This is a genomic window from uncultured Bradyrhizobium sp. (assembly GCF_947648125.1).
Taxonomy (GTDB): domain Bacteria; phylum Pseudomonadota; class Alphaproteobacteria; order Rhizobiales; family Xanthobacteraceae; genus Bradyrhizobium.
In genome coordinates this window covers 196,906-223,210 of sequence record NZ_CANSMR010000010.1, presented here as the reverse complement: position 1 = coordinate 223,210, position 26,305 = coordinate 196,906, and the positions used below count along the sequence as shown (strand labels likewise).

22 protein-coding genes are annotated in these 26,305 nt (G+C 64.4%); 10 read left to right on the top strand and 12 right to left on the bottom strand.

Going from position 1 to position 26,305, the window contains the following annotated elements; all coding sequences use genetic code 11:
• Positions 1–137: 137 nt before the first annotated feature.
• Positions 138–2,864: a DNA mismatch repair protein MutS gene (gene mutS, locus Q0030_RS19910; RefSeq protein WP_298370772.1), complete on the top strand. Its 2,727-nt coding sequence runs from the start codon at positions 138–140 to the stop codon at positions 2,862–2,864.
• Between the two features lie 101 nt (positions 2,865–2,965).
• On the opposite strand, the gene Q0030_RS19905 is transcribed toward mutS, so the two are convergent.
• The 5 genes from Q0030_RS19905 to Q0030_RS19885 all read right to left on the bottom strand — a co-directional run bounded on the left by Q0030_RS19905 (position 2,966) and on the right by Q0030_RS19885 (position 7,288).
• The gene (locus Q0030_RS19905; RefSeq protein WP_298370625.1) at positions 2,966–3,766 is read right to left on the bottom strand and encodes a hypothetical protein; all 801 of its coding nucleotides are present in this window, start codon (positions 3,764–3,766) and stop codon (positions 2,966–2,968) included.
• Positions 3,767–3,895: 129 nt separating this feature from the next.
• Positions 3,896–4,405, bottom strand: coding sequence for an OsmC family protein (locus tag Q0030_RS19900; RefSeq protein ID WP_298370623.1), 510 nt, complete (start codon positions 4,403–4,405; stop codon positions 3,896–3,898).
• A gap of 58 nt (positions 4,406–4,463) precedes the next feature.
• Positions 4,464–5,249, bottom strand: a complete 786-nt coding sequence (locus Q0030_RS19895; RefSeq protein ID WP_298370620.1) for an ABC transporter ATP-binding protein — start codon at positions 5,247–5,249, stop codon at positions 4,464–4,466.
• A complete protein-coding gene (locus tag Q0030_RS19890) occupies positions 5,249–6,085 on the bottom strand; it encodes an ABC transporter permease (protein WP_298370771.1) in 837 nt (278 codons plus the stop codon). Before Q0030_RS19890 ends, Q0030_RS19895 begins: the two co-directional genes overlap by 1 nt.
• 228 nt (positions 6,086–6,313) lie before the next feature.
• Positions 6,314–7,288, bottom strand: a complete 975-nt coding sequence (locus tag Q0030_RS19885) for an aliphatic sulfonate ABC transporter substrate-binding protein (RefSeq protein WP_298370618.1) — start codon at positions 7,286–7,288, stop codon at positions 6,314–6,316.
• Positions 7,289–7,486: 198 nt separating this feature from the next.
• Here Q0030_RS19885 and Q0030_RS19880 point away from each other — a divergent pair, with 198 nt between their 5' ends.
• Positions 7,487–10,279 (top strand): [protein-PII] uridylyltransferase, encoded by a 2,793-nt coding sequence (locus Q0030_RS19880; RefSeq protein ID WP_298370616.1) that lies wholly within the window; start codon positions 7,487–7,489, stop codon positions 10,277–10,279.
• Positions 10,280–10,481: 202 nt separating this feature from the next.
• Here the strand turns inward: Q0030_RS19880 and Q0030_RS19875 are convergent, their stop codons facing one another.
• The gene (locus Q0030_RS19875; RefSeq protein ID WP_298370614.1) at positions 10,482–10,748 is read right to left on the bottom strand and encodes a hypothetical protein; all 267 of its coding nucleotides are present in this window, start codon (positions 10,746–10,748) and stop codon (positions 10,482–10,484) included.
• 356 nt (positions 10,749–11,104) lie between these two features.
• On the opposite strand from Q0030_RS19875, the gene Q0030_RS19870 reads away from it, so the two are divergent.
• From Q0030_RS19870 to Q0030_RS19855, 4 genes are all read left to right on the top strand, one after another.
• The gene (locus Q0030_RS19870; protein ID WP_298370613.1) at positions 11,105–12,871 is read left to right on the top strand and encodes a PAS domain S-box protein; all 1,767 of its coding nucleotides are present in this window, start codon (positions 11,105–11,107) and stop codon (positions 12,869–12,871) included.
• On the top strand, positions 12,865–13,539 hold the full coding sequence (locus Q0030_RS19865; protein ID WP_298370610.1) for a response regulator transcription factor: 675 nt from the start codon (positions 12,865–12,867) through the stop codon (positions 13,537–13,539). The genes Q0030_RS19870 and Q0030_RS19865 overlap by 7 nt, the downstream gene beginning before the upstream one ends.
• Before the next feature lie 100 nt (positions 13,540–13,639).
• Positions 13,640–14,014, top strand: coding sequence for a response regulator (locus Q0030_RS19860; protein WP_298370769.1), 375 nt, complete (start codon positions 13,640–13,642; stop codon positions 14,012–14,014).
• A 328-nt stretch (positions 14,015–14,342) separates the two neighbouring features.
• On the top strand, positions 14,343–14,534 hold the full coding sequence (locus Q0030_RS19855) for a hypothetical protein (protein ID WP_298370607.1): 192 nt from the start codon (positions 14,343–14,345) through the stop codon (positions 14,532–14,534).
• Between the two features lie 163 nt (positions 14,535–14,697).
• On the opposite strand, the gene Q0030_RS19850 is transcribed toward Q0030_RS19855, so the two are convergent.
• Positions 14,698–15,222: a methylated-DNA--[protein]-cysteine S-methyltransferase gene (locus Q0030_RS19850; RefSeq protein ID WP_298370766.1), complete on the bottom strand. Its 525-nt coding sequence runs from the start codon at positions 15,220–15,222 to the stop codon at positions 14,698–14,700.
• A 205-nt stretch (positions 15,223–15,427) separates the two neighbouring features.
• On the opposite strand from Q0030_RS19850, the gene Q0030_RS19845 reads away from it, so the two are divergent.
• The 3 genes from Q0030_RS19845 to Q0030_RS19835 all read left to right on the top strand — a co-directional run bounded on the left by Q0030_RS19845 (position 15,428) and on the right by Q0030_RS19835 (position 18,816).
• Positions 15,428–15,790: a DUF1304 domain-containing protein gene (locus Q0030_RS19845; protein ID WP_298370604.1), complete on the top strand. Its 363-nt coding sequence runs from the start codon at positions 15,428–15,430 to the stop codon at positions 15,788–15,790.
• A 205-nt stretch (positions 15,791–15,995) separates the two neighbouring features.
• Positions 15,996–17,216 (top strand): ABC transporter substrate-binding protein, encoded by a 1,221-nt coding sequence (locus Q0030_RS19840; RefSeq protein WP_298370601.1) that lies wholly within the window; start codon positions 15,996–15,998, stop codon positions 17,214–17,216.
• A 373-nt stretch (positions 17,217–17,589) separates the two neighbouring features.
• Positions 17,590–18,816, top strand: coding sequence for an ABC transporter substrate-binding protein (locus Q0030_RS19835; protein WP_298370599.1), 1,227 nt, complete (start codon positions 17,590–17,592; stop codon positions 18,814–18,816).
• Positions 18,817–19,127: 311 nt separating this feature from the next.
• Here Q0030_RS19835 and Q0030_RS19830 read toward each other — a convergent pair whose 3' ends face one another.
• On the bottom strand, positions 19,128–19,553 hold the full coding sequence (locus Q0030_RS19830) for a DUF1330 domain-containing protein (protein ID WP_298370596.1): 426 nt from the start codon (positions 19,551–19,553) through the stop codon (positions 19,128–19,130).
• Between the two features lie 139 nt (positions 19,554–19,692).
• On the opposite strand from Q0030_RS19830, the gene Q0030_RS19825 reads away from it, so the two are divergent.
• Entirely contained in the window at positions 19,693–21,933 is a 2,241-nt protein-coding gene (locus Q0030_RS19825; protein ID WP_298370594.1) for a penicillin-binding protein 1A, read from the top strand.
• A 163-nt stretch (positions 21,934–22,096) separates the two neighbouring features.
• Here Q0030_RS19825 and Q0030_RS19820 read toward each other — a convergent pair whose 3' ends face one another.
• From Q0030_RS19820 to Q0030_RS19805, 4 genes are all read right to left on the bottom strand, one after another.
• A complete protein-coding gene (locus Q0030_RS19820) occupies positions 22,097–22,936 on the bottom strand; it encodes a SprT family zinc-dependent metalloprotease (RefSeq protein WP_298370591.1) in 840 nt (279 codons plus the stop codon).
• Positions 22,937–23,134: 198 nt separating this feature from the next.
• A complete protein-coding gene (phaZ, locus tag Q0030_RS19815) occupies positions 23,135–24,463 on the bottom strand; it encodes a polyhydroxyalkanoate depolymerase (protein ID WP_298370588.1) in 1,329 nt (442 codons plus the stop codon).
• Positions 24,464–24,591: 128 nt separating this feature from the next.
• Positions 24,592–25,416, bottom strand: a complete 825-nt coding sequence (locus Q0030_RS19810; protein WP_298370585.1) for an ABC transporter permease — start codon at positions 25,414–25,416, stop codon at positions 24,592–24,594.
• Positions 25,413–26,249, bottom strand: a complete 837-nt coding sequence (locus Q0030_RS19805; protein ID WP_298370582.1) for an ABC transporter ATP-binding protein — start codon at positions 26,247–26,249, stop codon at positions 25,413–25,415. The genes Q0030_RS19810 and Q0030_RS19805 overlap by 4 nt, the downstream gene beginning before the upstream one ends.
• Positions 26,250–26,305 lie beyond the last annotated feature (56 nt).

The following is a 26,305-nucleotide window of genomic DNA, read 5'->3' as shown; positions in this document are numbered from 1 at the left end:
CGGCAGGTCAATTGACGCGGCTGCGCGCCCCGCACGCATTACCGTGAGGGCTGTCATAATGGCACCGTGGACAGGGTGGAAAACTCCGCCTTCGCGGATAGGACCGCATGGCGAAATTCTGTAGTTTCCGCCACCTCATGACTATTCAGCAGCCCATCCCCGTTCCGCCCGAAGCCACTGCCGCCGAGGCGCCGTCGCGCGTCACGCCGATGATGGAACAGTATCTGGAGATCAAGGCCGCCCACCCCGGCCTCCTGCTGTTCTACCGGATGGGCGATTTCTACGAGCTGTTCTTCGAGGATGCCGAGATCGCCTCGAAGACGCTCGGCATCGTGCTGACCAAGCGCGGCAAGCATCAGGGCATGGACATCCCGATGTGCGGCGTTCCGGTCGAACGCTCAGAGGATTACCTGCATCGCCTGATCGGTGCCGGGCACCGCGTCGCGGTGTGCGAGCAGACGGAAAATCCCGCGGAGGCAAAGGCCCGCGGCAACAAAAGCGTGGTCCGCCGCGGCGTGGTGCGGCTGGTGACGCCGGGCACGCTGACCGAAGACACGCTGCTCGACGCCCGCACCAACAATTACCTGATCGCAATCGCACGCGCCCGCGGCTCGGCCGGCGCGGATCGTCTCGGCCTTGCTTGGATCGACATCTCGACCTCCGAATTCATGGTGACGGAGTGCGCGACATCGGAGCTCGCGGCGACGCTGGCGCGCATCAATCCGAACGAGGCGATCGTCACCGACGCGCTGTACAGCGACAATGAACTCGCGCCGACCTTGCGCGAGCTGCCGTCGGTGACGCCGCTGACCCGCGACGTGTTCGACAGCGCCACATCGGAGCGGCGGCTGTGCGACTATTTCGCGGTCGCGACCATGGATGGCCTGTCCGCGATGTCGCGGCTGGAGGCGACCGCCGCAGCCGCCGCCGTCACCTATATCGACCGCACCCAGGTCGGCAAACGTCCGCCGCTGTCGCCGCCGGCGCGCGAGGCTGCCGGCACCACGATGGCGATCGATCCGGCGACCCGCGCCAACCTCGAGCTGACGCGGACGCTCGCCGGCGAGCGCCGCGGCTCGCTGCTCGATGCGATCGACTGCACCGTCACCGCGGCGGGCTCGCGCCTCCTCGCACAACGGCTGGCCGCGCCGCTGACCGATGTTGCGGTGATCGCACGGCGGCTCGATGCCGTCTCCACCTTCGTTGCGGATTCAGCCGCGCGCGAGGACATCAGGACCGTGCTGCGCGCCGCGCCCGACATGTCGCGCGCGCTGGCGCGGCTCTCGGTCGGCCGCGGCGGCCCGCGCGATCTCGCCAGCCTGCGCGACGGCATCCTTGCCGCCGACCAGGCGCTGGAGCTGCTCGCGCAGCTCGCTAGTCCCGCGGCCGAGGTTTCGACCGTGATGGCGGCGCTGCAACGCCCCTCGCGCGATCTCGCGCAGGAGTTCACCCGCGCGCTGTCCGAGCAATTGCCGCTGATCAAGCGCGACGGCGGCTTCGTCCGCGAAGGCTATGAGGCCGCGCTCGACGAGAGCCGGAATTTGCGCGATGCCTCGCGCCTCGTCGTCGCCGCGATGCAGGCGCGCTATGCCGAGGACACCGGCATCAAGACGCTGAAGATCCGGCACAACAATGTGCTGGGCTATTTCGTCGAGGTCACCGCGCAGCACGGCGACAAGCTGTTCGCGCCGCCGCTCAATGCGACCTTCATCCATCGCCAGACGCTGGCGGGACAGGTTCGTTTCACCACGGCAGAGCTCGGCGAGACCGAGGCCAAGATCGCCAATGCCGGCGAGCGCGCGCTCAATCTCGAGCTCGAGATCTTTGAACGGCTGAGCGCGATGGCGCTCGCCGCCAGCGACGATCTGCGCAACGCCGCGCATGCCTTTGCGATGCTCGACGTCGCGACCTCGCTGGCGAAGCTTGCGATCGACGACAATTACGTGCGGCCCGAGGTCGACGGCTCGCTCGGCTTTGCGATCGAGGGCGGCCGCCATCCGGTGGTCGAGCAGGCGCTCAAACGCGACGGCCAGCCGTTCATCGCCAATGCCTGCGACCTGTCGCCGGCGCCGGGACAGAAGTCCGGCCAGCTCTGGCTGATCACCGGACCGAACATGGCCGGTAAATCGACCTTCCTGCGCCAGAACGCGCTGATCGCGCTGTTGGCGCAGATCGGCTCGTATGTGCCGGCGTCGCGGGCGCGGCTCGGCATCGTCGACCGGCTGTTCTCGCGCGTCGGCGCCGCCGACGACCTGGCGCGCGGACGCTCGACCTTCATGGTCGAGATGGTCGAGACCGCCGTGATCCTCAACCAGGCGAGCGAGCGGTCGCTCGTCATCCTCGACGAGATCGGCCGTGGGACCGCGACTTTCGACGGCCTGTCGATCGCCTGGGCCGCGATCGAGCATCTGCATGAAAGCAACCGCTGCCGCACGCTCTTTGCCACCCACTATCACGAGCTGACCGCGCTCTCGGCCAAGCTGCCGCGGATGTTCAACGCCACGGTGCGGGTCAAGGAATGGCAGGGCGACGTCGTATTCCTGCACGAGGTGCTGCCCGGCTCCGCCGACCGTTCCTACGGCATCCAGGTCGCAAAGCTCGCCGGCCTGCCGCCCGCGGTGATCACCCGCGCCAAATCGGTGCTGGCGAAGCTCGAAGCCCAGGACCGCGGCCAGACCGCGCGCGCTCTGGTCGACGATTTGCCGCTGTTCGCCGTGCCCTCCCGCGCCGCAAGTGAGGATAAGCCGCCGAGCGAGACGGATTTGCTGGTCGAGGCGGTGAAGGCACTGCACCCCGACGAAATGTCGCCGCGCGAGGCGCTCGATGCGCTGTATGCGTTGAGGGCGAAATTGCCGAAGCAGTAGCCGTGCCGTAGTACCGTAGGATGGGTAGAGCGCAGCGAAACCCATCAATCGTTGTATGCCGAAGCATGATGGTTTCGCTGCGCTCTACCCATCCTACGCCTCTACGGCTTCACGGCGCGCCGTCGCCCGACCTGCCACAGCGCCAGATTCCAGGCGATGCAGGTGGCGAGTGCGCAGCTGAGGCCGATCGCCGAGCCGAACTGCAGCACCGCGACATGCAGCACGGCGATGCCGAGGCCGAAGCCGAGCAGGCCCCAGGCGCTGTTGGCGAGCACGGCGGCGGTGGCGGGGCCACCAATGCGCGGATGCAGGATCAGCATCATCGAGGAGAACACGATCGGAAACAGCGCGATCACGCCCGTGACGCGCGGACCGACCCAGGTCGACGCGGTGACGACGGTGCCGACCAAGCTTGCGACCAGCGCAGCGCGCAGCGGAATATCGTACCAGCGCCGCGCGATCAGCGGCATTTTCCGGACGTGCCGATAGGGCCTGAGCAGCGGAATGCAGATCGCGAAGGCAATGGCATTGAGGATCAAACCGCCGGCAAGCGTCCATGCGAACTGGCGGATGATGGTGCCGAGCACCAGCCACAACGCGATCGCGGAGCCCGCGCTGATCCACATGCTGAAGCGCTGCGCCAGCACGGCATAAGTCAGGCCCATGAAGATCGTCGCCGCATTGACCGGCAGGCTCGACAACGCGCCCTCGGCGATGAAGGCAGCGTCATGATCGAGCGCGAGGAAGGTGTAGGACGGCCCGGCCGAGATCGGCAGGGTGGCGATCAGTGCGCCGATCACCGGCCCCGACCGTTCCGTGATGATGGACGCACTGACCACGAAGGCGGCGGCAACCGCCATGCGCAGCACGAGGAGCAGGACGAAGTGGAGTTCGGGGGACATCGAGTGTCGTCCCGACGAAGGCCGGGACCCATAACCACGAATGGGTGTGAGGAGCGAAAGCCGTCGGGCAGCGCGGCTTGAACCGAGAGGACACGGCGTATGGGCCCCGGCTTTCGCCGGGGCGACGCGCTAAACCCGCTGCATCGTGACCGACACTTTCGGGCCGTTCTTGATGGTCTGGTAGACTACGCAATAGCGCTCGGTGAGCTTCAGCAGCAGATCGAGCTTGTCCTGCGGCGCGTCGGTGCCGACGTCGAAGCGGAGACGGATCTCGCGGAAGCCGACCGGGGCCTCCTTGTCGACGCCGAGCGTGCCGCGGAAATCCAGATCGCCCTCGGCGAACACGTTGCCGACCTTAAGCGGCACCTCGACGGCGGTTGCGACCGATTTCAGCGTGACGCCGGCACAGGCGACCAGCGCTTCCAAGAGCATGTCGCCGGAGCAGAGCTCGAGCCCGGAGCCGCCGGTGGCGGGATGCAGGCCGGCGACCGCGAGCGCGCGGCCGGTTTCGACCTTGCAGGACAGGCTTTCGTTGTCGATCGTGCCCTTGGCCTTCAACGTGACCACGGCGGCCTGGGGATCGGTCTTGTAGCGCTCCTTGATCGGAGCCTGCATTGCGCGGAGTTCGGCGGAGTCCATGGTTCTGCTCCCGGCTATTCTTCTTAGCCTTCGGATGTAAGGCCTTATGGCGCCGATGTCACCACCACATCGCCTCGCCGGCGCTCGATTTGTCCGTGACGTCACGCACCGAACGGTCCAGCGAGCGGTCGAGCGCGGTCAGCACGCGGCGCTTGAAGGTATCGAACAGCTCGGATTTGCGGTCGCGCGGCCGCGCCAGATTGATGGTGATCTCCTCGAACAGCCGGCCCGGCCGCGGCCGCATCACCAGCACGCGGTCAGCCAGCACCACCGCCTCGTCGACGTCATGGGTGACCAGGATCAGGGTCGGGCGCGTGTCGGCCCAGAGATCGAGCAGGTGGTCCTGCAGGTCGCGCCGCGTGAACGCATCGAGCGCCGAGAACGGCTCGTCGAGCAGCAGCACCTCCGGCTGCGGCACCAGCGCACGGGCGATCGCGACCCGCTGCGCCTGCCCGCCGGAGAGCTCACGCGGCCAGGCCGCAGCCTTGTCAGCGAGGCCGACGCGGGCCAGCGCCGCGGCGACCCTTTTGCGCCTGACATCAGCCGCGAGGTCGGCGAGACCGAAGCCGATATTGTCGGCGACGCTGAGCCAGGGCAAAAGCCGCGGCTCCTGGAAGATGATGCCGATCTTGGCGTGCGGTGACGTGATCACCGCATTGTCGAGCGTCACGCTGCCGGTGCTGGCGCGATCGAGGCCGGCGATGGCGCGTAAGAGTGTCGACTTGCCGCAACCGGAGCCGCCGATGATGGCGATGATCTCGCCGAGCGAAATCTCGGCCGAGAAACGTTCCAGCGCGTGGACGCCGTTCGGATAGGTCTTGCCGACGTCCTTCAGTGCCAGCATCACTGCCCTCCCCGCGCGCCGAACGCATCCTGCCAGCGCAGCAGCGGCGCTGTCGCGACCTCGATCAGCCAGTCGGTCAGTTTGCCGAGGATCGCGAAGATCACGATCGCGGCGAGGATCTGCGCCGGCTTGCCGAGTTGCTGGCCGTCGAGCAGGAGATAGCCGAGACCTTCGGAGGCGCCGATCAGTTCGGCCGCGACCACGAACATCCAGCCGAGGCCGAGCCCGACCCGCAGCGACACCACATAGGCCGGCAGCACAGCCGGCAACAGGATGCGGCGGATCATGGCGGGTCCGGAGAGGCGGAACACGCGGCCGACCTCGACGATCTTGCGATCGACCGACAGGATCGCGCCCATCACGCCGAGATAGATCGGAAAGAACACGCCGACCGCGATCAGCGCGACCTTCGAGGTCTCGAAGATGCCGAGCCAGAGCACGAACAGCGGCACCCAGGCGAGCGAGGGGATCGCACGCAGCGCCTGTACGGTCGGATCAAGCAGCCGCTTGGCGAAATCCCAGTAGCCGGAGATCGCGCCCATGAGGGTGCCGGCGATGACGCCGAGCGCAAAGCCCGCGCCGACCCGCCATAGCGTCGCCAGGATATGGCGCGACAGCTCGCCGCTTTTGGCGAGCGCCACGATAGTCTCGAACACCTTTGACGGCGGCGGCACCAGGCGGCCGTTGGAATAGCCGAGATCAACGACCAGTTCCCAGCCCAGCGCGAGCACGACCGGCACCACGAGCCCGAGCACCGGGCGCGCAAAACGCGACCACCGCGCCGCCGCCGCACGCGGCGCGGCCGTCTGTTCCAGCGCAGGCAGGTCAACGGTCATGGCCATAGCAAGAACTATTCTTCCGGCGGGATTGCAAGGTGGGTCGAAACGCGAGCCGCGGCGCCCTCTTTCCTTCTCCCCTTGTGGGAGAAGGTGGCGCGGACGCAGTCCGCGACGGATGAGGGGTCTCTATCCGCTTGCTAGAGAGCGCCGAGGGGAGAGAACCCGTCACCCCGCTTCGCTGCGCGAAGCGACCCTCTCCCACAAGGGGAGAGGGTGCAACGGTAGCTAGTTCGTCGGAAGCGGGACCTGATCGTCGATCAGGCTGTCGAGCGCGGCCTTCACGTCCGTCTTGGCGTCGATCACGCCAGCCTGCTGCAAGGCGAGGCCCGCGGCCAAAATCGACTCGCGCTGGGGAGCGCCGATCCGGCTGTGGGTCAGCTCGGTGCGCTCCTTGAGCTGCTTGTCGACCACGGCGTCCGGCAGCTTGGTCACGGCGATGAAGGTCTTCTTCAGCTCGTCGTAGTTCGCCAGCGAATATTTCCGCGCCTCCTCGTAAGCTCCGAGCACGCGGCGGACGATATCCGGATGCGCTTTCAAGAACTCCTCGCGCACATTGAGGATGCCCCAGGTGTTGGCGTCGGCCTTGCGGTAGAACAGCTTGGCGCCGTCCTCGACCTCGGCCTGCGCCATCATCGGGTCGAGGCCGGCCCAGGCGTCGACATCGCCGCGGATCAGCGCGGTCTTGCCGTCGGCGTGCTGCAGCAGTACCGGCGTGATGTCCTTTTCGGTCAAACCGGCGCCGAGCAGCGCACGGACCAGGAAGATGTGCGGGTCGGTGCCGCGCGTCACCGCGACGCGCTTGCCCTTGAGGTCGGCAACCGAGGCGATCTTGGAGTCCTTGGCGGTGACCAGCGCGGTCCATTCAGGACGCGAATAAACGTAGATCGACTTGATCGGATTGCCGTTGATCCGGGCCACCAAAGCGGCCGAGCCCGCGGTCGAGCCGAGATCGATCGAACCGGCGTTGAGGAATTCGAGCGCCTTGTTGGAGCCGGCCGACTGCACCCAGACGATGCTGATGCCGTCCTTGGCGAACTCCTTCTCCAGCAGACCCTTCTGCTTCAGGACCATCGACACCGGATTGTAGGTCGCCCAGTCGATCCGGATCTCCTTCAGCGCGTCGGCGGCAAGCGCTGTGCCAGGCAGCAACGCGGAGATCGCGAACAGCGTCGCGAAAGCGCGCCGGAAAAATTTCTGCATTGGTCGACCCCCTCAGGTTGATTAATAAACAGTCTTTTAATTCAATGAGTTAGCCTTGCGGTCAACGAGAAAATCTCTACCCTTTACGAGATGGCGCGAGAACGATCTTGCTCACGGCGTCGTCAGGAGAGCATGGAGCTGCTGTCGTTATACTTTGGTCAGTGACAGCAACAGCTCCGTCCGATATCGGATGAACGTATGGACAGCGTCGTAGCCGAAGTCCGCCCTGAAGCGGATGATCGTTTCGAGACCGAGCGGATCACCGCTGCGGTCAATGCACTCGCCGAGCAGCATGCCGGCCGCGAGGACCAGTTCCGCGCCGCGATGGCGCAGCTGCTCAAGGCCGAGCTGATCGCGGCGCGCGCCACGGCGCAGACGCTGCTGCTGAAGGACCGTCACGGCCGGCGTTGTGCCGAACGGCTCTGCTTCGTGCAGGACGAGATCATCCGCATCCTCTACGCGGCAGCGACCCGGCATCTGTATCACTCGCCGATCCCCTCGGGCGCCGAGCGCATGGCCGTGGTCGCGACCGGCGGCTATGGCCGCGGGCTGATGGCGCCGGAATCCGACATCGATCTGTTGTTCATCCTGCCCTACAAGCAGACCGCCTGGGGCGAGCAGGTCGCCGAAGCCATCCTCTATTGTCTCTGGGACATGGGGCTGAAGGTCGGCCACGCCACGCGCTCGGTCGATGAATCGATCCGCCAGGCGCGCGGCGACATGACGATCCGCACCGCGATCCTGGAGACGCGCTTCCTGACCGGCGACCAGCCGCTCTATGACGAGTTGGTCGAACGCTTCGACAAGGAAGTCGTGCAGGGCACCGCGGCGGAATTCGTCACCGCCAAGCTCGCCGAGCGCGAGGAGCGGCATCGCCGCGCCGGCCAGTCGCGCTATCTGGTCGAGCCCAACGTCAAGGATGGCAAGGGCGGCCTGCGCGACCTGCATACGCTGTTCTGGATCGCGAAATACGTCTACCGCGTGCGCGAGACCGACGAGCTGCTGGAACGCGGCGTATTCGACGCCCAGGAATACCGCACCTTCCGCCGCTGCGCCGACTTCCTGTGGTCGGTGCGCTGCAATCTGCACTTCTTCGCCGGACGTGCCGAGGAGCGGCTGTCGTTCGACATGCAGCGCGAGATCGCGGTGCGCCTCGGCTACACCTCGCATCCCGGCATGCAGGACGTCGAGCGCTTCATGAAGCACTACTTCCTGATCGCCAAGGACGTCGGCGATCTCACCGCGATCCTGTGCGCCAAGCTCGAAGAGGAGCACAACAAGCCGGCGCCGGTGCTGAGCCGGATGGTGGCGCGGCTGCGGCCCGGCGCCAAACGACGGCGAGTGGCCGGCAGCGACGACTTCATCGTCGACAACAACCGCATCAACCTCGCCGCCCCTGATGTGTTCAAGCACGATCCGGTCAACCTGATCCGGATCTTCCGCCTCGCGCAGCAGAACAACCTCGCCTTCCATCCCGACGCGATGCGCACGGTGACGCGCTCGCTGAGGCTGATCAACACCCAGCTTCGCGACAACGAGGAAGCCAACCGCCTGTTCATGGAGATCCTGACCTCGAACGATGCGGAGACCGTGCTGCGGCGGATGAACGAGACCGGCGTGCTCGGCCATTTCATCCGTGCCTTCGGCAAGATCGTCTCGATGATGCAGTTCAACATGTACCACCACTACACGGTGGACGAGCATCTGCTCCGCTGCATCGGCTTCCTGCAGGACATCGAGCGCGGCGGCAACGAGGAGTTCACGGTCGCCAGCGACCTGTTCCGCAAAATTCGCCCCGAACACCGCCCGGTGATCTATATCGCAACCCTGCTGCACGACATCGCCAAGGGCCGGCCTGAGGATCATTCGATCGCCGGCGCCAAGGTGGCGCGGCGGCTGTGCCCGCGGCTCGGCTTCTCGGCCGCCGACACCGAACTGGTGGCGTGGCTGATCGAGGAACATCTGACGATGTCGACGGTGGCGCAATCGCGCGATCTGTCGGACCGCAAGACCATCGAGAATTTCGCCGCCGTGGTGCAATCCGTCGAGCAGATGAAGCTGCTCACGATCCTGACCACCGCCGACATCCGCGGCGTCGGCCCCGGCGTCTGGAACGGCTGGAAGGCGCAGCTCTTGCGCACGCTGTATTACGAAACGGAGCCGGTGCTGACCGGCGGCTTCTCCGAGGTCAATCGCGCCCAGCGCATCGCGGTGGCGCAGGCCGAATTCCGCCGCGCCTTCACCGAATGGCCGGAGGCCGAGCTCAATGCCTATATCGGCCGGCACTACCCGGCCTACTGGCTCAAGGTCGAGCTGCAACGCAAGATCCGCCAGGCGCGCTTCATCCGCGCCAGCGAGCAGGCCGGCCACAAGCTTGCGATCAATGTCGGCTTCGACGAGGTCCGTGCCGTCACCGAGCTCACGATTCTGGCGACCGACCATCCCTGGCTGCTGTCGATCATCGCGGGCGCCTGCGCCTCCGCCGGCGCCAACATCGTCGACGCGCAGATCTACACCACGACCGACGGCCGCGCGCTCGACACCATCTCGATCTCGCGCGAATACGACCGGGACGATGACGAGGGCCGCCGCGCGACGCGGATCGGCGAGATGATCGAGCAGGTGCTGGAAGGCAAGCTCAGGCTGCCCGAGGCCGTGGCCAAGCGCGCGGTGCGCAGCAAGACGCGCCCGTTCATCGTCGAGCCCGAAGTGACCATCAACAACCAGTGGTCCGACCGCTACACCGTGATCGAGGTCTCCGGTCTCGACCGCCCCGGCCTGCTCTACCAGCTAACCACAGCGATCTCGAAGCTCAACCTCAACATCGCCTCGGCGCATGTCGCGACCTTCGGCGAACGCGCCCGCGACGTGTTCTACGTCACCGACCTGCTTGGCGCCCAGATCACCGCGCCGACCCGGCAGGCCGCGATCAAGAGCGCGCTGCTGCATCTGTTGTCGAGCGAGGACCAGGCGGCGAAGCCGGCGGCGTAAGGCAAGCTCTCTGCAAGCGTCGTTCCCGATGCGCAATTGCGCATCTGAGAAACTGAGCCCGGAATCCATCAGGGCCGGGGCTAGACGGGGAGTGGATTCCGGGCTCTCACGGAGGCTGTTGTCGGACCCGTTTTGCGCGACCCAGGCGTGAGCAGCCAGCGCGTCGGTCCCGGCAGCCTGCCGGACTTAGATCCAGAGCGGGCTACGATCCTGGATCTGGCACGTTCAATTGCGGCTGCAGCGCCACTAGGCTTGCCCCCAGCAAGGCGAGGTAGCTCGCCTGACAGAGCACCACGCTCAAGTCGAACACGTCGAGCAGATCGATCCAGGAATGGTCGGCCTGCGCGGTCGCTGCTTGCTTGCCGCCGTCGATAACGGAGGGCTGGAAGCTACGGTTACGTCTCTGAGGCGTCGTCTCGCGCCCGACCTCGTCGGAGCAAAGGATCAGATGCAGGCGCGTGTTGGGCATTTCAATCTCCCGTCTCTGATTGGCGATTGCTGAACCCCGAAAGGCCTCTACTGTCATCGAGTTACCCAATAAGCGTAGCCACCGGGAGGAAACCGGCCATTGAACGGAGGTTGATCCGGCCGTTACATTCGGATGGGGACGACATACTTTGGTTTAGCCGCAACCTGGGCCTGAGTTCGTCCGGCGATTGCGCTTTCCGCGCGATCTCACGCCACGCGAGCGGATCGCCAAAAAACGCCCCCCGATCCCGTTCGGACGTCGAGAAAGCTGCTAACATGCAGTTAGTTAGGAGGGCGACGTTGTCGCCGCTGATGATAGCGGTCACCTAGCGACGCAGCGCGGCCCATGACGGCCAAATGCTGGGGCTGCCGATGATGCGCATCCCGACCACGAAGTCCTGGTCGGCCGAGCAATGGCTGCTCGGCGGCATGGTGCTGGCTTTGGCCGCAACCTGCATTGGGCTACTGCTTGGTCCGCAGCCTGCCGCTTCCGCCCATCTGATCGCGCTGGCGCTGCTGATCGCCTCGCTTGCCGCCGCATTGCTGATGATGGGTGTGGTGGGCCGCACCCACAGGCAGATGGAAGCCATGTTACGCGGCCGGGCCAGCGGCGAAGAGCGCGCGGTCGAGGCCCTGCGCAACAGCGAAGCGCAATGGCGGGAGGTGTTCGAGCACAACCCGGTCATGTACTTCATGGTCGACGCAGCGGGTCTCGTGCTGTCGGTCAACACGTTCGGCGCGGCACAACTCGGCTACACCGTCGACGAATTGCTCGGACAATCCGTGCTGCGGGTCTTTGCCGCCGAAGACCATCAGGCGGTCCAGCGCAACGTCGCGGCGTGCCTCGACAACATCGGCCAAACCCACAATTGGGAAATCCGGAAGGTCCGCAAGGACGGTTCAGGACTTTGGGTTCGTGAAAATGCCAAGGCCGTGCGGCGGCAGGACGATCGATTGATCGTCCTGATCGCATGCGAGGATATCACCGAGCGCAAACAGGCCGAAAACGCGCTGCAGCAGAGCGAAATGTACCTGAGCGAAGCCCAGCGATTGAGCCACACCGGCAGCTTTGGCTGGCACGTCGCCAGCGGTGAGGTGATCTGGTCGGAAGAGACGTTCAGGATCTTCGGATTCGACAGGGCTCCTTCCATCAAGCACGCCACGGTCCTTCAACGCATCCATCCGGATGATCGCAGCCGCGTGCAACGGACCATCGACAGCGCCTCGCTCGACGGCAGGGACTTCGAGCACGGCTACCGATTGCTGATGCCGGACGGCGCGATCAAATATGTTCACGCCAGGGCGCATGCGGTGACCGACCCCTCCGGCGACACCGAATTCATCGGAGCGGTCACCGACGTGACCGCCCGCAAGCGAGCCGAGGCGGGGTTGCATGAAGCGCAGACCAACCTCGCGCATGTCACGCGCGTGACCGCGCTCGGCGAGCTCGCCGCATCGATCGCCCATGAAGTGAACCAGCCGCTTGCCGCCGTGGTCGCCAACGCCGCCGCATGCCTGCGCTGGCTCAACCGAGCGGCTCCCGATCTGAATGAAGCGCGCGGGGCGGTCAGGTCGATCATCAGCGACGGCAACCGGGCAGGCGAGGTCATCCAGCGCGTCCGCGCGCTGGTGAACAAGACAACCGGTCAGATGGCGCCGCTCGACATCAATGAAGCCATCAACGAGGTGATCGGCCTGGTGCAGCATGAATTGCAGAGCCACCTTGTATCCCTGCAGCTCGAGCTCGCTCCCGCGCTCCCGCCTGTGGTCGCCGACCGTGTCCAGCTGCAGCAAGTCATCCTCAACCTCGTCGTCAACGGCATCGAGGCAATGCAGCCGGTCACGGACAGGCCACGGGAGCTCGTGATCCGGACGGACCATGACGATGCCGGGCAGATCCTGGTCACCGTCACCGACTGTGGTGTCGGGGTTGCGACAGAGAATGCCGAACGGCTGTTTGACGCCTTCTACACCACCAAGGCCAGCGGCATGGGAATGGGGTTGTCGATCTGCCGCTCGATCGTCGAAGCCCACCGAGGGCGCCTGTCCGTGTCCAGAAATATCGGCCCCGGCACGACGTTCCAGTTCATCCTGCCGCTGCGTCAGGAGGATCATGCATGGTGATCGGACGCGCGGCATCGCCTCCCGCCCTCACGAACGCCGAGGATCCGATCGTGTTCGTCGTCGACGACGATTTGTCGGTGCGAGACTCGCTGAGCAACCTTTTCCGATCGGTCGGCCTGCGCACCGCCGCGTTCGGGTCGGCCCATGAATTTCTGCAGCACAAGCTCCCCGATGTTCCGAGCTGCCTGATCCTGGACATCAGGCTGCCCCGGCTGAGCGGCCTCGACTTTCAGGCGGAATTGGCCAAGGCCGACATTCATATTCCGATCATCTTCATGACCGGCCACGGCGATATCCCGATGACGGTCAGAGCCATGAAGGCCGGAGCCGTCGACTTCCTGACCAAGCCGTTCCGCGACCAGGACATGCTGGATGCCGTCACGACTGCGATCGAACGCGACAGAACGCGCCGCAATGAGGCCCGGGCGCTCGCGAACCTGCGCGCAGCCTTCGCGACCCTGACCCCCCGCGAGCGCCAGATCATGAGCCTCGTCACCGCGGGGCTCATGAACAAGCAGGTCGCCGCCGAAATCGGCGTAGCCGAGATCACAGTCAAGATCCACCGCGGGCACATTATGCGGAAAATGGCGGCGAAGTCGTTGCCGGACCTGGTCAGGATGGCGCAAATCCTCGGGATCAAGCAGGCATCCGGCGGCGCGCAAACCTAAGTATGATTCTCCGGCCGCGGCCGACGACGCACTGTGGCTCCTTGAGAGCAGACACCAGAGGCCCCTCTGGCCGTTCCAGGAAACCTTCTTGTCCAACCCGGTGATATCAATCGTCGACGATGACATGTCGGTCCGTACCGCGACCGACAATCTTGTCAGGTCGCTTGGCTACGCGGTCCAGACCTATGCGTCGGCCGAAGAATTCCTGCACTCGCCGCAACTGAACGACACATCCTGCGTGATAGCCGATGTCAGGATGCCGGCGATGAGCGGGCTCGACCTGCAGGCCCGCCTGATTGCCGACGGCCGGCGCCTCCCGTTCATTTTCATCACGGCCTTCTCCGTCGAAACCGATCGGGCCCGAGCCATGGAGGCGGGCGCGATCTGCTTTCTGATCAAGCCGTTTGACGGAGATGCGCTGGTCAAATGCCTCGATGCCGCGCTCGCACAGCATGGCACAGCGACGAGCGCGTGAGTCCAAATCAATATACGCAAGGATGATGCCGCGAAACATCTGGACAAGTTGCACATGGACGGTGGCAGCGCGAGATTTCGCGGCGCCGTCCCTCAAGAAGACCGACGGCAACGACAGCATCAGACATTCTTGATTGGCAAATGGCAGTTCCTTGGAGGGAAGTCGCCATGCGTACCGAACCGCGCTGCGCCCAGTGTGACAATGAAGATGCCAAGATCATCTGCCTGCGAAATCCGGCGGGTGAACGCTACTGCGGACGGCTCTGTCTTCACAAGGGTCAGGAGAATTTCATTCGCTGGCTTTGGCGAGCGAATGCGGAGGCAGCATCATGACAGGCCGTTGCGCGAATCCAGGATGCCGGCGGCCCTTCGGACTGGTCCGGCACAGCTGGTACTTCGAGCAGTTCTGCTCGACGAAGTGCCGCGAGATCTACAAGCGGCAGCTGGAGCGCAACAAGGTCTATTGGAAGTGGCTCTATCCCCTTCCGAGAACCGGCGGCCCATCGAAGAAACTGATCTGACGCGCTCAGGGGAGCTCCGATGACGACGGTCGATGCGATGCTGGTAGGAGCGATCCTCGCGTGGGTGCCTTCGCTCATTGTATTCCTCTACATCGTGCGCGATCTGCGCAACATGCCGCGCGAGGATCTCGATTGATCGTCTCACTGCGGCTAAGTTCGGCCGCTAGATCGCCACGCCCTCGTGGCGCAGCAGCCAGCGCTTGCGCTCCAGTCCACCGCCATATTTGACCAGCGAGCCGTTGGCGCCGATCAGGCGGTGACAGGGCACGACGACGCTGATCGGGTTGGAGCCGTTGGCGTGGCCGACCGCGCGCATCGCGTTCGGCACTTTCAGTTTCGCCGCCAGCGCGCCGTAGCTCATGGTGGTGCCCGGCGGGATCTTCGGCAGCGCGTGCCAGACCTTCTGCTGGAACGGCGTGCCGGCAACGCGCCATTCGACATCGGTCAGGCGATCGAGATCGCCGTTGAAGTAGTCGCCGAGCGCCTTGCGCATCGCAGCCGGCGCGCGGCCGTCCCGCAACGTCACGGCGCCATAGTGCAACCGCAGCAGGTCGAGCATCCGCCCTTCATAGTCGTCCCAGTCGAGCGCGCGCAGCACGCCGTCGTCATCGGTCACCAGCAGCGCGGTGCCGATCGGCGTCTTGAGGCGGTCGAGATTGAAGGTCTGTGCAGTCTTGCGGTCGGCCATATCAGTCACTCTGGAACGTCATTGCTCTGGAAACAGGTCGCTCGGCATACAATTCACCGCCCGCGTGCTAGCGTCCACCCGAATTCCGGTGAGAGCGTTTTCGAGCGAAGTGGACACCGGTTCGCGTGAAGAAAACGCGTCAAAGCAAGAATCTTGAGCTTCGGTTCTGATTCAATCAGAACCGAAGCTCCGGGGGGACCGCAATATGCTTTTGCTTGCCAATGTCCTGGTCGCGGTGGTGGCCGCGCTGCACGTCTATTTTCTTGTGCTCGAGATGTTCCTGTGGACCAAGCCGCTCGGACTGAAGACCTTTCGCAACTCGATCGAGAAGGCGACTGATTCGGCCGTGCTTGCCGCCAATCAGGGGCTCTACAACGGCTTCCTCGCCGCCGGACTGATCTGGGGCCTGGTGCACGGCAATGCCGCCTTCGCATTCCAGATCAAGACATTCTTCCTGCTCTGCGTGATCGTCGCCGGCGCCTATGGCGCCGCCACCGTCAGCCGGCGCATTCTTTATGTGCAGGCGGCGCCCGCTGTGCTGGCGCTGATCCTGCTCTGGCTTGCTTAAAGCGTGGGCGCGCTTTTATTTTCTTGAGCATGATCCCCTCGGAAAACCGCTTCGCACTTTTCCGGATCATGCTCAAACGCGCCATCGCGCGCAGGGGCATCATCTTGCAATGCCCCCGCCCTTCCTCCATCATCCCTGATAACGGTGACATCCGCCGGCTTGAGCCTTGCGGACAAGATCACCGGCAACATGGGAGGTCACGAACATGAGGAGCGTGCAATTGCTCGCTGCGACAGCGCTTGCCATCGCGTTGTCGGTTACATCGGCCACCGCGCAGAAGAAATACGACGTCGGCGCGACCGACACCGAGATCAAGATCGGCCAGACCGTACCGTTCTCGGGCCCCGCATCCGCCTATGCGGGCATCGGCAAGACCCAGGCGGCCTACATCAAGATGATCAACGACCAGGGTGGCATCAACGGCCGCAAGCTGAACCTGATCCAGTATGACGACGCCTATTCGCCGCCGAAAGCGGTCGAGCAGGTCCGCAAGCTGGTCGAGGGCGACGAGGTGCTGTTCACCTTCCAGATCATCGGCACGCCCTCAAATGCCGCCGTGCAGAAATATCTGAATGCCAGGAAGGTGCCGCAGCTGCTCGCTTCCACCGGCGCCTCGCGCTTCTCCGATCCGCAGAACGCGCCGTGGACGATCGCGTTCAATCCGAACTACCAGTCCGAGGGACGCATCTACGCCAAATATATCCTGGCCAATCACCCGAACGCCAAGATCGGCATCTTCTACCAGAACGACGATCTCGGCCGTGACTACATCACCGGCCTGAAGAGCGGGCTCGGCGACAAGGCCGCGAGCATGATCGTCGCCGAGGTGTCCTACGAGCTGACCGACCCGACCGTCGATTCCCAGATCGTCAAGCTGAAGGCCGCCGGCGTCGACCTGCTCTATAACGCGTCGACGCCGAAATTCGCAGCTCAGGCGATCCGCAAGGTCGCGGACCTTGACTGGCACCCGGTGCACATCCTCGACATCAATGCGAGCCCGGTGTCGGCGACGCTGAAGCCGGCCGGCCTCGACATTTCCAAGGGCATCATCTCGACCAATTACGGCAAGGACCCTGCCGATCCGCAGTGGAAGGACGATCCCGGCGTGAAGGCCTATTTCGCCTTCATGGACAAGTATTACCCGGAGGGCGACAAGCTCAACACGGTCAACACCTACGGCTATTCGACGGCCGAGCTCCTGATCCAGGTGCTGAAGCAGTGCGGCGACGACCTCACCCGCGAGAACCTGATGAAGCAGGTGACCAGCCTGAAGAAGTTCGTGCCGAGCCTCGCGCTGCCGGGCATGTCGATCACGACGGGACCGAACGATTATCGCATCAACAAGCAGATGCAGATGATGAAGTTCAACGGCGAGCGCTGGGAGCTGTTCGGCCCGATCATCGAGGACACTGGACCGGCGGGCTAGGTCGCGCCACGGCGGGACTGCGCTCCCTCTCCCGCTTGCGAGGGAGGGTTGGGGTGGGGGGTATCCCCACGAGTCATGCTGTGGAGAGAGCCCCCACCCGGATTGCATCTGCGATGCAATCCGACCTCCCCCGCAAGCGGGAGAGGTGAAGGGAGAGCGAGACCGACCGGCGCAGCGCATCCCCGCTGCGCCGGTTCTTTTTGCGCCGCCCCCTACTTTCGTTGACTGAAATTGCTCGCCTTTTCGGCATCCGTCGTCTTGCGTCGCAGCAACGGTTCCTCCAGTATCCCGGCCCAGCGATGGCGACCGCGGGACCTTGAACCCGCGGACAAGATCATCGGCCAACCATCAGTCACGTGAGGGAAACAGCATTATGAGGAATGGGATTTTCCACCTGGTCACGGGAGCGGCGCTCGCGATCGCGCTGTCTGCAACGTCGGCCTCCGCGCAAAAGAAGTACGATCCGGGCGCGAGCGACACCGAGATCAAGATCGGCCAGACCGTCCCCTTCTCCGGGCCGGCTTCCGCCTATGCCTCGATCGGCAAGACCCAGGCGGCCTATTTCAAGATGATCAACGATCAGGGCGGCATCAACGGCCGCAAGATCAACCTGATCCAGTATGACGACGCCTATTCGCCGCCCAAGGCCGTCGAGCAGGTGCGCAAGCTCGTCGAGAGCGACGAGGTGCTGCTGACCTTCCAGATCGTCGGCACGCCGTCGAACGCCGCCGTGCAGAAGTATCTCAACGCCAAGAAGGTGCCGCAGCTGTTCGCCGCCACCGGCGCCTCGAAGTTCACCGATCCGAAGAACTTCCCGTGGACGCTCGGCTTCAATCCGAACTACTTCGTCGAAGGCCGCATCTACGGCCAGTACATCCTGAAGGAGCATCCGAACGCCAAGATCGGCGTGCTCTATCAGAACGACGACCTCGGCAAGGATTATCTGAACGGCATCAAGGCCGGCCTCGGCGACAAGGCCGCCAAGATGATCGTGGCCGAGGCCTCCTATGAGGTCTCCGACCCGACCATCGATTCCCAGGTGATCAAGATCAAGGATGCCGGCGCCGACCTGTTCTTCTCGGCCTCGACGCCGAAGCAGGCCGCGCAGGCGATCAAGAAGATCGCCGAGCTCGGCTGGCATCCGGTCCACATCGTCGACATCAACGCCACCTCGGTCGGCGCCGTGCTGCAGCCGGCGGGCCTGGAGGCCTCCAAGGGCCTGATCTCGACCAACTATGGCAAGGATCCCGCCGATCCGCAGTGGAAGGACGATCCCGGCATGAAGCGCTATTTCGACTTCATGGCGAAGTACTATCCCGACGGCGACAAGAACTCGAACTTCAATACCTACGGCTACTCCACCGCCCAGCTGATGGTGCATGTGCTGAAGCAGTGCGGCGACGAGCTGACGCGCGAGAACGTGCTGAAGCAGGCCACCAACCTGAAGAATGTCGACCTCGACATGGCGCTGCCCGGCATCAAGGGCAACACCACGCCGAACGACTATCGCGTCAACAAGCAGCTGCAGATGATGAAGTTCAACGGCGAGCGCTGGGAGCTGTTCGGCCCGATCCTCGAGGACGCCGGCCCGGCGGGCTAGCTGTCCGCGCAGAGTTGAGATGCAATCGGCGGCCTCCGGGCCGCCGATTTTGTTTTGGGGCTTCGCCCTGTCACCGTCATTGCGAGGAGCGATAGCGACGAAGCAATCCATCGCTCCGCAAGCCGAGACATGGATTGCTTCGCTTCGCTCGCAATGACGTGGATGGAACGGTGCACTCCGTCACCCTGAGGAGGCCGCAACGCGGCCGTCTCGAAGGGTCGACGGGGCCCGGCTGTGGCCGTGCACCCTTCGAGACGCGCTACGCGCTCCTCAGGGTGACGGGGATAGCAAGCGCTAGCGGTTTTGATTGCCTACGCCGGAATCTCGCCGAAATTCTTGCCGACCGGCAGCACCGCGTGGCGGATCAGCCGCGAATCCTCGACGCCGGCCTGGCGATGCTTCACCGCCTCGCGATAGACCGGATCGCGGATCATTTCGACGAAGGCGGCAACGCTTGGATACTCCGCGATGAAGCAGTGATCCCAGCGCTCCTCCTGCGGACCGATCAGCATCAGCTCGAAGCGGCCCTGCCAGACGATACGGCCGCCGAGCCGTTCGAACACCGGGCCGCTCTCACGGCCATACGCAGCATAGGCTTCCGCGCCGGTCGCCTTGCGGCCATCGGGATAGGCGGCCCATTCGCGCAAGCGCACCAGATTGAGCATGTGGATCGGGCCCGGCCGATTGTTGTCCCGGAATTGCGCAAACACGTCCTTGGTCGGATCGATATGGCCCATGCGGTGCTCCTTTGTCTTGTTGTTCCATCTACATGTAGCATGCACCGCCTCACCTCCTAATCCCACGTTAAGCTTTGCGTAACCGCCCCTTAAACCGGGAACGCTAGCGTGCACCCCTGTCAGGGTGTGAGCGTTGCGGATGGCGTGGGGACGTAAAAAAGGCGGTGCGCGCAAGGAGCCGCTGTTCGGGCTTCCGGCCGCGCTCGCCGACCTTCGCCTGTCACCCTCCGATCGCGTTCCCGGCGGCGGCGACGACAAGCCCGCCAAATCCAAACCCAAAAGCAGCAATTCCGGCAGCGAGAAACCGCGCCCGTCGCGCAGCGGCAGCAAGCGGCGCAGCAAGTCGCGCGGCTTCGGCATCGGCCGCCTGTTCTATTGGACTGCGGTGCTCGGCCTGTGGACGGGCATTGCCGTGATCGGTGTCGTGGTGTGGGTCGGCGCGCACCTGCCGCCGATCCAGTCACTGGAAATTCCCAAGCGTCCGCCGACGATCCAGATCGTCGGGATCGACGGCAGCGTGCTGGCACAGCGCGGCGAAATGGCCGGCGCCAACATCGCGTTGAAGGACCTGCCGCCCTATCTGCCAAAGGCGTTCATCGCCATCGAAGACCGCCGCTTCTATTCGCATTTCGGCGTCGACCCGCTCGGCATTTTACGCGCAGCCGTCACCAACGTGCTGCATCGAGGTGTGTCGCAGGGCGGTTCGACCTTGACGCAGCAGCTCGCCAAGAACCTGTTCCTGACCCAGGAGCGCACCATGCAGCGCAAGCTGCAGGAGGCCGAGCTCGCGCTGTGGCTGGAACGCAAGCATTCCAAGGACGAGATCCTCGAGCTCTATCTCAACCGCGTCTATTTCGGTTCCGGCGCCTACGGCGTCGAGGCCGCCGCGCAGCGCTATTTCGGCAAGTCGGCGAAGAACGTGACCTTGCCCGAAGCCGCAATGCTCGCGGGCCTCGTCAAGTCGCCGTCGCGGCTGGCGCCGAACCGCAACCCCGAGGGCGCCGAGCAGCGCGCGCAGGTCGTGCTCGCGGCGATGGCCGACGCCAAGTTCATCACCGAGGCGCAAGCGAAAGCCTCGATCGGCCAGCCCTCGATTGCGGTGAAGCCGGCCGGCGCCGGCACCGTGAACTATGTCGCCGACTGGATCGGCGAAGTGCTCGACGATCTGGTCGGCCAGATCGACCAGGACATCGTGGTGCAGACCACGATCGATCCGAAGCTGCAGAACGTCGCCGAAGCCGCCGTCATCGACGAGCTCGCCGCCAAGAGCGTGAAGTTCAATGTCAGCCAGGGTGCGCTGGTGGCGATGACGCCTGACGGCGCGGTGCGCGCCATGGTCGGCGGCCGGAACTATGCCGAGAGCCAGTACAATCGCGCCGTCACCGCGAAGCGGCAGCCGGGCTCGTCATTCAAGCCGTTCGTCTATCTCACCGCGGTCGAATCCGGGCTGACGCCGGACACCATCCGCACCGACGCGCCGCTCGACATCAAGGGCTGGAAGCCGGAGAACTACACCCACGAATATTTCGGCTCGGTGACGTTGACCCAGGCGCTGGCGATGTCGCTGAACACGGTGGCGGTGCGGCTCGGCGTCGAGGTCGGCGCCAAGAACGTGGTGCGCACTGCGCACCGGCTCGGCATCTCCTCGAAGTTAGAGCCCAACGTCTCGATCGCGCTCGGCACCTCGGAAGTGTCCGTGATCGAGCTGGTCGGCGCCTATGCACCGTTCGCCAATGGCGGCTACGCCATCTCGCCGCATGTGGTGACCAAGATCCGCACCAGTTCCGGCAAGCTACTCTATGACCGCCCGACGGATCCACCCAACCAGGTGATCGAGCCGCGCTATGACGCGATGATGAACAGCATGATGCGCGAGACGCTGATCTCGGGCACCGCGCGCAAGGCCGAGATCCCCGGCTGGACCGCCGCCGGCAAGACCGGCACCAGCCAGGATTATCGCGACGCCTGGTTCATCGGCTACACCGCCAAGCTCGTCACCGGCGTCTGGCTCGGCAATGACGACAATTCGCCGACCAAGAAGGCAACCGGTGGCGGCCTGCCGGTGGAAGTGTGGACCCGCTTCATGAAGGCCGCGCATCAGGGCGTGCCGGTGGCGGCGATCCCGAACTCGCAGGGCAGCTGGGCCCCGGCGAACCTGATGCAGATCTCGTCGCAGATATCAGCGCCAGCACCGGCGGCACCGCTGCAGATTCAACCGCCGATGCAGGCACCGCCGCCCGCGCCGGTCCCGTCCGGCGGCGGCTATTACCGCCAGCCACCGCCGACGCCGGCCCGCGCCTCGGCGCCACCGAACCCGAACGCGCGGCCGGAGGCTGCGGCGGGGCTGGATGGCTGGTTGGCGGATCGGTTGTTTCGGTAGGCCGTCGACAGCTGGTGCGTAGGATGGGTAGAGCGCAGCGAAACCCATTAGCTTCGTGCCGCGGACATCAATCGATGGGTTTCGCTTCGCTCTACCCATCCTACGCGACTGGATCGCCCGCTTGCGCGGGCGATGACAGCGGAGGTGGCGGAGACAGCGCTGCCTACTCCTGAATCCCGTAGCGATGCAGGTCGTTGCCGTAGGTGTCGAGCCAGTTCTTGGCGCGCGTGACCGACGCACAGACCTTGTCGACCACCCGCCAGAACCGCGCCGAGTGATTCATCTCGACGAGATGCGCGACCTCATGCGCGGCGAGGTAGTCGAGCACGAACGGCGGCGCCAGGATCAGCCGCCACGAGAACGACAACGAACCCGCCGAGGTGCACGAGCCCCAACGGCTGGACTGGTCGCGGATCGAGATACGCCGGACCCGTACGCCGAGTTCCGCGGCGTGCAGCTGCGCCGCCTTCTGCAGGTCCTTGCGCGCCTCGCGCTTGAGGAAGTCATGCACCCGGCGGTCCATGTGCTCGACGCCGCCGGCGACGCAAAGGACCTTCTCGCCGCTGTCGCGCGTCTCGGTCCAGACCGTGCCGCGCTCACCCGAGCGATGCACCAGCCGATGCGGCACACCGCGCAACGGCACCACGGTGCCGGGCTGGAACGGCGCAGCCTTCGGCAAGCGGCCAAGACGGGCGGCGATCCAGCCGCCATGGATATTGGCGAATTCCTTCGCCTCCACGATCGTGCCGCGCGGCGGCATCGTCAGGATCGCTTCGCGGTCGGTCGGATGAATCCTGAGCGTATAGCGGCGCGCGCGCCTATGCCGGCGCAGTCTGACGGTGAAGAACTGGGAGCCGTGTCTGACCAATACGGTCGCGGGTTCGGCAGGCCGCCGATAGAGGAGCGCGCGAGTAGCCATTTCTGAGAGTCCGGGGAGCAGGAGTTCGCCCGAACTTTGCCATATCCGCCGCCAGGGAAAGCGCTCGGCGCAAAAACAAATCATTTGCCCAATATACAGGGGTTGGCCGTTATTTGACCTCTACCGGCTGGGGTCGGAACCGGTATTTTTCTGATGAATCGGAGTCACGAAAAAGGCCCAAGAGATGAAATTAAATTCATCACTTGAGCCTTGGCTGATTTGAGATTCTTTTAGTTAAATCAGTGACTTGCGTGACTACGATAATCGCGGCCGGGGCGATACCTATTCGGCCGCGGCGACCAGGGAAAGCCGCGTATTGGCCGCCGAAACCATGAAATCGGAGATTCGCGGCACGATTTCGGAGCGGAACCGCGAGCCGTTGAACACGCCGTAGTGCCCGACACCCTTCTGCACGTAGTGCACGCGGCGATGGTTTGGGATCGCGGTGCAGAGCGCGTGTGTCGCCTCGGTCTGGCCGAGGCCGGAGATGTCGTCCTTCTCGCCTTCCACCGTCATCAGCGCGACGCGGCGGATCTTCGACGGATCGACCGGCTTGCCGCGATGAGTCATCTCGCCCTTCGGCAGCGCGTGCTTGACGAAGACGAGGTCGACGGTCTGCAGGTAATACTCGGCAGTGAGGTCCATCACCGCGAGATATTCGTCATAGAATTCACGGTGCTTGTCGACGAGATCGCCGTCACCCTTCACCAGATTGGCGAACAGCGCCTTGTGCGCGTCCATGTGCCGATCCAGGTTCATGCTGATGAAGCCGTTGAGCTGCAGGAAACCCGGATAGACGTCGCGCATCACGCCCGGATGCGGGAACGGCACCTTGGTGATGACATTGTTGCGGAACCATTCGATGCCGCGCTCTTCCGCGAGGTTGTTGACCGCGGTCGGATTGCGCCTGGTGTCGATCGGGCCGCCCATCAGCGTCATCGACAGCGGCACAAACGGGTCGTTGCTGGCTTCCATCACCGAAACAGCTGCGACGACAGGCACCGAAGGCTGGCACACCGCGACGATGTGCATGTTGCCGCCGAGCGCATGCAGCATCTCGATCAGGTAATCGACATAGTCGTCGAGATCGAACCGGCCGGCCGCGAGCGGCACCATGCGCGCATCGGCCCAGTCGGTGATGTAGACCTCATGCGTCGGCAGGAACGCTTCAACCGTGCCGCGCAGCAGCGTCGCATAGTGGCCCGACATCGGCGCCACGATCAGCACGCGCGGCTGCGGCGAGCGCAGAGGACGCGTCAGCTTGCGGTCGAAATGCAGCAGGCGGCAGAACGGCTTTTCCCAGACCGTGCGAACCTCGACCGCCGTGCGGATGCCGTTGACCTCGGTCGTCGGCAGGTTCCAATCCGGCTTGCCGTAGCGGCGCGTGGTGCGCTCGAACAATTCGCAGCCGGCGGCGATCGATTTGCCGAACTCGGTGTGCGTCCACGGATTGAGCGGATTCTGAAACAGGATCTTGGTGGCGTCGGTCACGGCGCGTACCGGATTGAGCGACGCATGCGCCATCTCATACATCCAGTACAGCGGCGTCGTGAGTGCCGGGCTGCCTTCCGCCGCTAGTGGCGGGGCACCGCCAAATTCACCGATGGGCATAGTATTTTCAGACCCCTGTTTTGCGCCGCAGCATACTGACCAATGCGTAACAATGCGTCAATGCGCCGCGAGTCGAATCTGGGGTCGATATCGGGCTAAAACACCGAGAATCCACGGGAAAGTGACATTTATTCACCACCCGCGAGCAGCGATCCGTTGCGCTTGGCGCTCTGCAAAAGGGCAAGGAAGACCGCAAAAGAGGCAGCGAACAGGATGGCGTTGATGACCAGCGCCCACGCCATCAGGTCGGCGCGGAAGACGTGATCGATCAGCAGCGACCGCATGCCTTCGAACACATAGGTCGGCGGCAAGGTCCAGGCGACATATTGCAGCCAGACCGGCAACACCTCGACCGGATAGTAGATGCAGGCGAGCGGCATCACCGCGAACATCAGCGTCCAGACGATGCTCTCCGCGCCGAGCCCGTTGCGCAACACAAGGCCCGAGGCGAACACGCCGACCGACCAGCTGGTGAAGATCAGATTGCAGAAGAACGCGATCAGCGGCAGCCCGATGGCGTAGAAGTTGAAGCCGAAAAAGAACAGCGCCAGCAGCGTCATCGGGATCACGCCGATGGCAAGCCGGATCAGGCTCATGATCATCAGCGAGAGCAGGAATTCGATCGGCTTCAGCGGGCTCATCATCAGGTTGCCGAGATTGCGCGCCCACATCTCTTCGAGGAACGAGATGGAAAAGCCGAGCTGGCCGCGAAACAGGATGTCCCACAGGATCACGGCGCCGATCAGCGTGCCTCCCGCCCTGGCAAAGAATCCGGATGCTTGCGAGATGTAATTCTGCAGGAAGCCCCAAGTGATGATCTGCAAGGCCGGCCAGTAGATCAGTTCCAGCAGCCGCGGCCATGACGAGATCAGGAGATACCAATAGCGCAGCACCATCGCATTGATGCGTTGCAGTGAGACGCCGCGCGGCTGATGGCTGACGATTTCGCTCATGATGTGCCCTCTGGCGCGCCCTCCCGGAGGCGGCCGCGCGCCACGTCGAGAAACACCTCTTCCAGCGTGTCGCGGTTGTAGCGCGCCATGATCCCCTCGGGGCTGTCGTCGTCCTCGATCTTGCCGCGCTTCATGATGATGACGCGGTCACAGAGGCGCTCGACCTCCAGCATGTTGTGCGAGGCCAGCAGGATGGTCGCGTTATGGGTCTTGCGGTAGGTCTCGAGATGTTGCCGCACCCAGTCGGCGGTGTCCGGGTCGAGCGATGCGGTCGGCTCGTCGAGCAGCAGCAGGTCCGGCTCGTTGATCAGCGCCTTCGCCAGCGCGACGCGGGTTTTCTGCCCGGCGGAGAGCTTACCGTTGGAGCGGTCGAGGAATTCGGTGAGATCGAGATCGGCGGCGAGCTGGTCGATCCGCTCGCGCAGATGCTTCACGGCATAGAGGCGGCCGAAAATGGTCAGGTTCTGCCGCACCGTGAGCCGCATCGGCATGTCGACATAGGGGCTCTCGAAATTCATCCGGCCGAGCACGTCGTAGCGCTGTTCCGGAATTCTCGCGCCCAGCACCGCGACGCTGCCCGAGGTCGGCAGCACCAGCCCCATGATCATCGCGATCGTCGTGGTCTTGCCGGCGCCGTTGCCGCCGAGCAGGCCGGTGATACTGCCGCGCGCGATCCGGAAGGAGATATCGTCGACCGCGCGGGTGGTCTTGTAGACCTTGACCAGATGCGCAACGTCGATCGCTGCCGACCCGCTCTGATCGGCCGCGGGCGGCTGATTGGGCGCTTGATTGGCCGCAGGCGCTTGCGCCTGACCTGTTCCGCGCTGTTGCATATCGCCGTCATTGGGGCATTGCGACAATAAGCGCAAGGCTTGCCGCGCGTGCTTGC

What these genes read in the sequence shown, in the direction of transcription:
- mutS (WP_298370772.1), top strand. Translation starts at nt 138, where the DNA reads ATGACTATTCAGCAGCCCATCCCCGTTCCGCCCGAAGCCACTGCCGCC.
- Q0030_RS19905 (WP_298370625.1), bottom strand. Translation starts at nt 3,766, where the DNA reads ATGTCCCCCGAACTCCACTTCGTCCTGCTCCTCGTGCTGCGCATGGCG.
- Q0030_RS19900 (WP_298370623.1), bottom strand. Translation starts at nt 4,405, where the DNA reads ATGGACTCCGCCGAACTCCGCGCAATGCAGGCTCCGATCAAGGAGCGC.
- Q0030_RS19895 (WP_298370620.1), bottom strand. Translation starts at nt 5,249, where the DNA reads ATGCTGGCACTGAAGGACGTCGGCAAGACCTATCCGAACGGCGTCCAC.
- Q0030_RS19890 (WP_298370771.1), bottom strand. Translation starts at nt 6,085, where the DNA reads ATGACCGTTGACCTGCCTGCGCTGGAACAGACGGCCGCGCCGCGTGCG.
- Q0030_RS19885 (WP_298370618.1), bottom strand. Translation starts at nt 7,288, where the DNA reads ATGCAGAAATTTTTCCGGCGCGCTTTCGCGACGCTGTTCGCGATCTCC.
- Q0030_RS19880 (WP_298370616.1), top strand. Translation starts at nt 7,487, where the DNA reads ATGGACAGCGTCGTAGCCGAAGTCCGCCCTGAAGCGGATGATCGTTTC.
- Q0030_RS19875 (WP_298370614.1), bottom strand. Translation starts at nt 10,748, where the DNA reads ATGCCCAACACGCGCCTGCATCTGATCCTTTGCTCCGACGAGGTCGGG.
- Q0030_RS19870 (WP_298370613.1), top strand. Translation starts at nt 11,105, where the DNA reads ATGCTGGGGCTGCCGATGATGCGCATCCCGACCACGAAGTCCTGGTCG.
- Q0030_RS19865 (WP_298370610.1), top strand. Translation starts at nt 12,865, where the DNA reads ATGGTGATCGGACGCGCGGCATCGCCTCCCGCCCTCACGAACGCCGAG.
- Q0030_RS19855 (WP_298370607.1), top strand. Translation starts at nt 14,343, where the DNA reads ATGACAGGCCGTTGCGCGAATCCAGGATGCCGGCGGCCCTTCGGACTG.
- Q0030_RS19850 (WP_298370766.1), bottom strand. Translation starts at nt 15,222, where the DNA reads ATGGCCGACCGCAAGACTGCACAGACCTTCAATCTCGACCGCCTCAAG.
- Q0030_RS19845 (WP_298370604.1), top strand. Translation starts at nt 15,428, where the DNA reads ATGCTTTTGCTTGCCAATGTCCTGGTCGCGGTGGTGGCCGCGCTGCAC.
- Q0030_RS19840 (WP_298370601.1), top strand. Translation starts at nt 15,996, where the DNA reads ATGAGGAGCGTGCAATTGCTCGCTGCGACAGCGCTTGCCATCGCGTTG.
- Q0030_RS19835 (WP_298370599.1), top strand. Translation starts at nt 17,590, where the DNA reads ATGAGGAATGGGATTTTCCACCTGGTCACGGGAGCGGCGCTCGCGATC.
- Q0030_RS19830 (WP_298370596.1), bottom strand. Translation starts at nt 19,553, where the DNA reads ATGGGCCATATCGATCCGACCAAGGACGTGTTTGCGCAATTCCGGGAC.
- Q0030_RS19825 (WP_298370594.1), top strand. Translation starts at nt 19,693, where the DNA reads ATGGCGTGGGGACGTAAAAAAGGCGGTGCGCGCAAGGAGCCGCTGTTC.
- Q0030_RS19820 (WP_298370591.1), bottom strand. Translation starts at nt 22,936, where the DNA reads ATGATTTGTTTTTGCGCCGAGCGCTTTCCCTGGCGGCGGATATGGCAA.
- phaZ (WP_298370588.1), bottom strand. Translation starts at nt 24,463, where the DNA reads ATGCCCATCGGTGAATTTGGCGGTGCCCCGCCACTAGCGGCGGAAGGC.
- Q0030_RS19810 (WP_298370585.1), bottom strand. Translation starts at nt 25,416, where the DNA reads ATGAGCGAAATCGTCAGCCATCAGCCGCGCGGCGTCTCACTGCAACGC.
- Q0030_RS19805 (WP_298370582.1), bottom strand. Translation starts at nt 26,249, where the DNA reads ATGCAACAGCGCGGAACAGGTCAGGCGCAAGCGCCTGCGGCCAATCAA.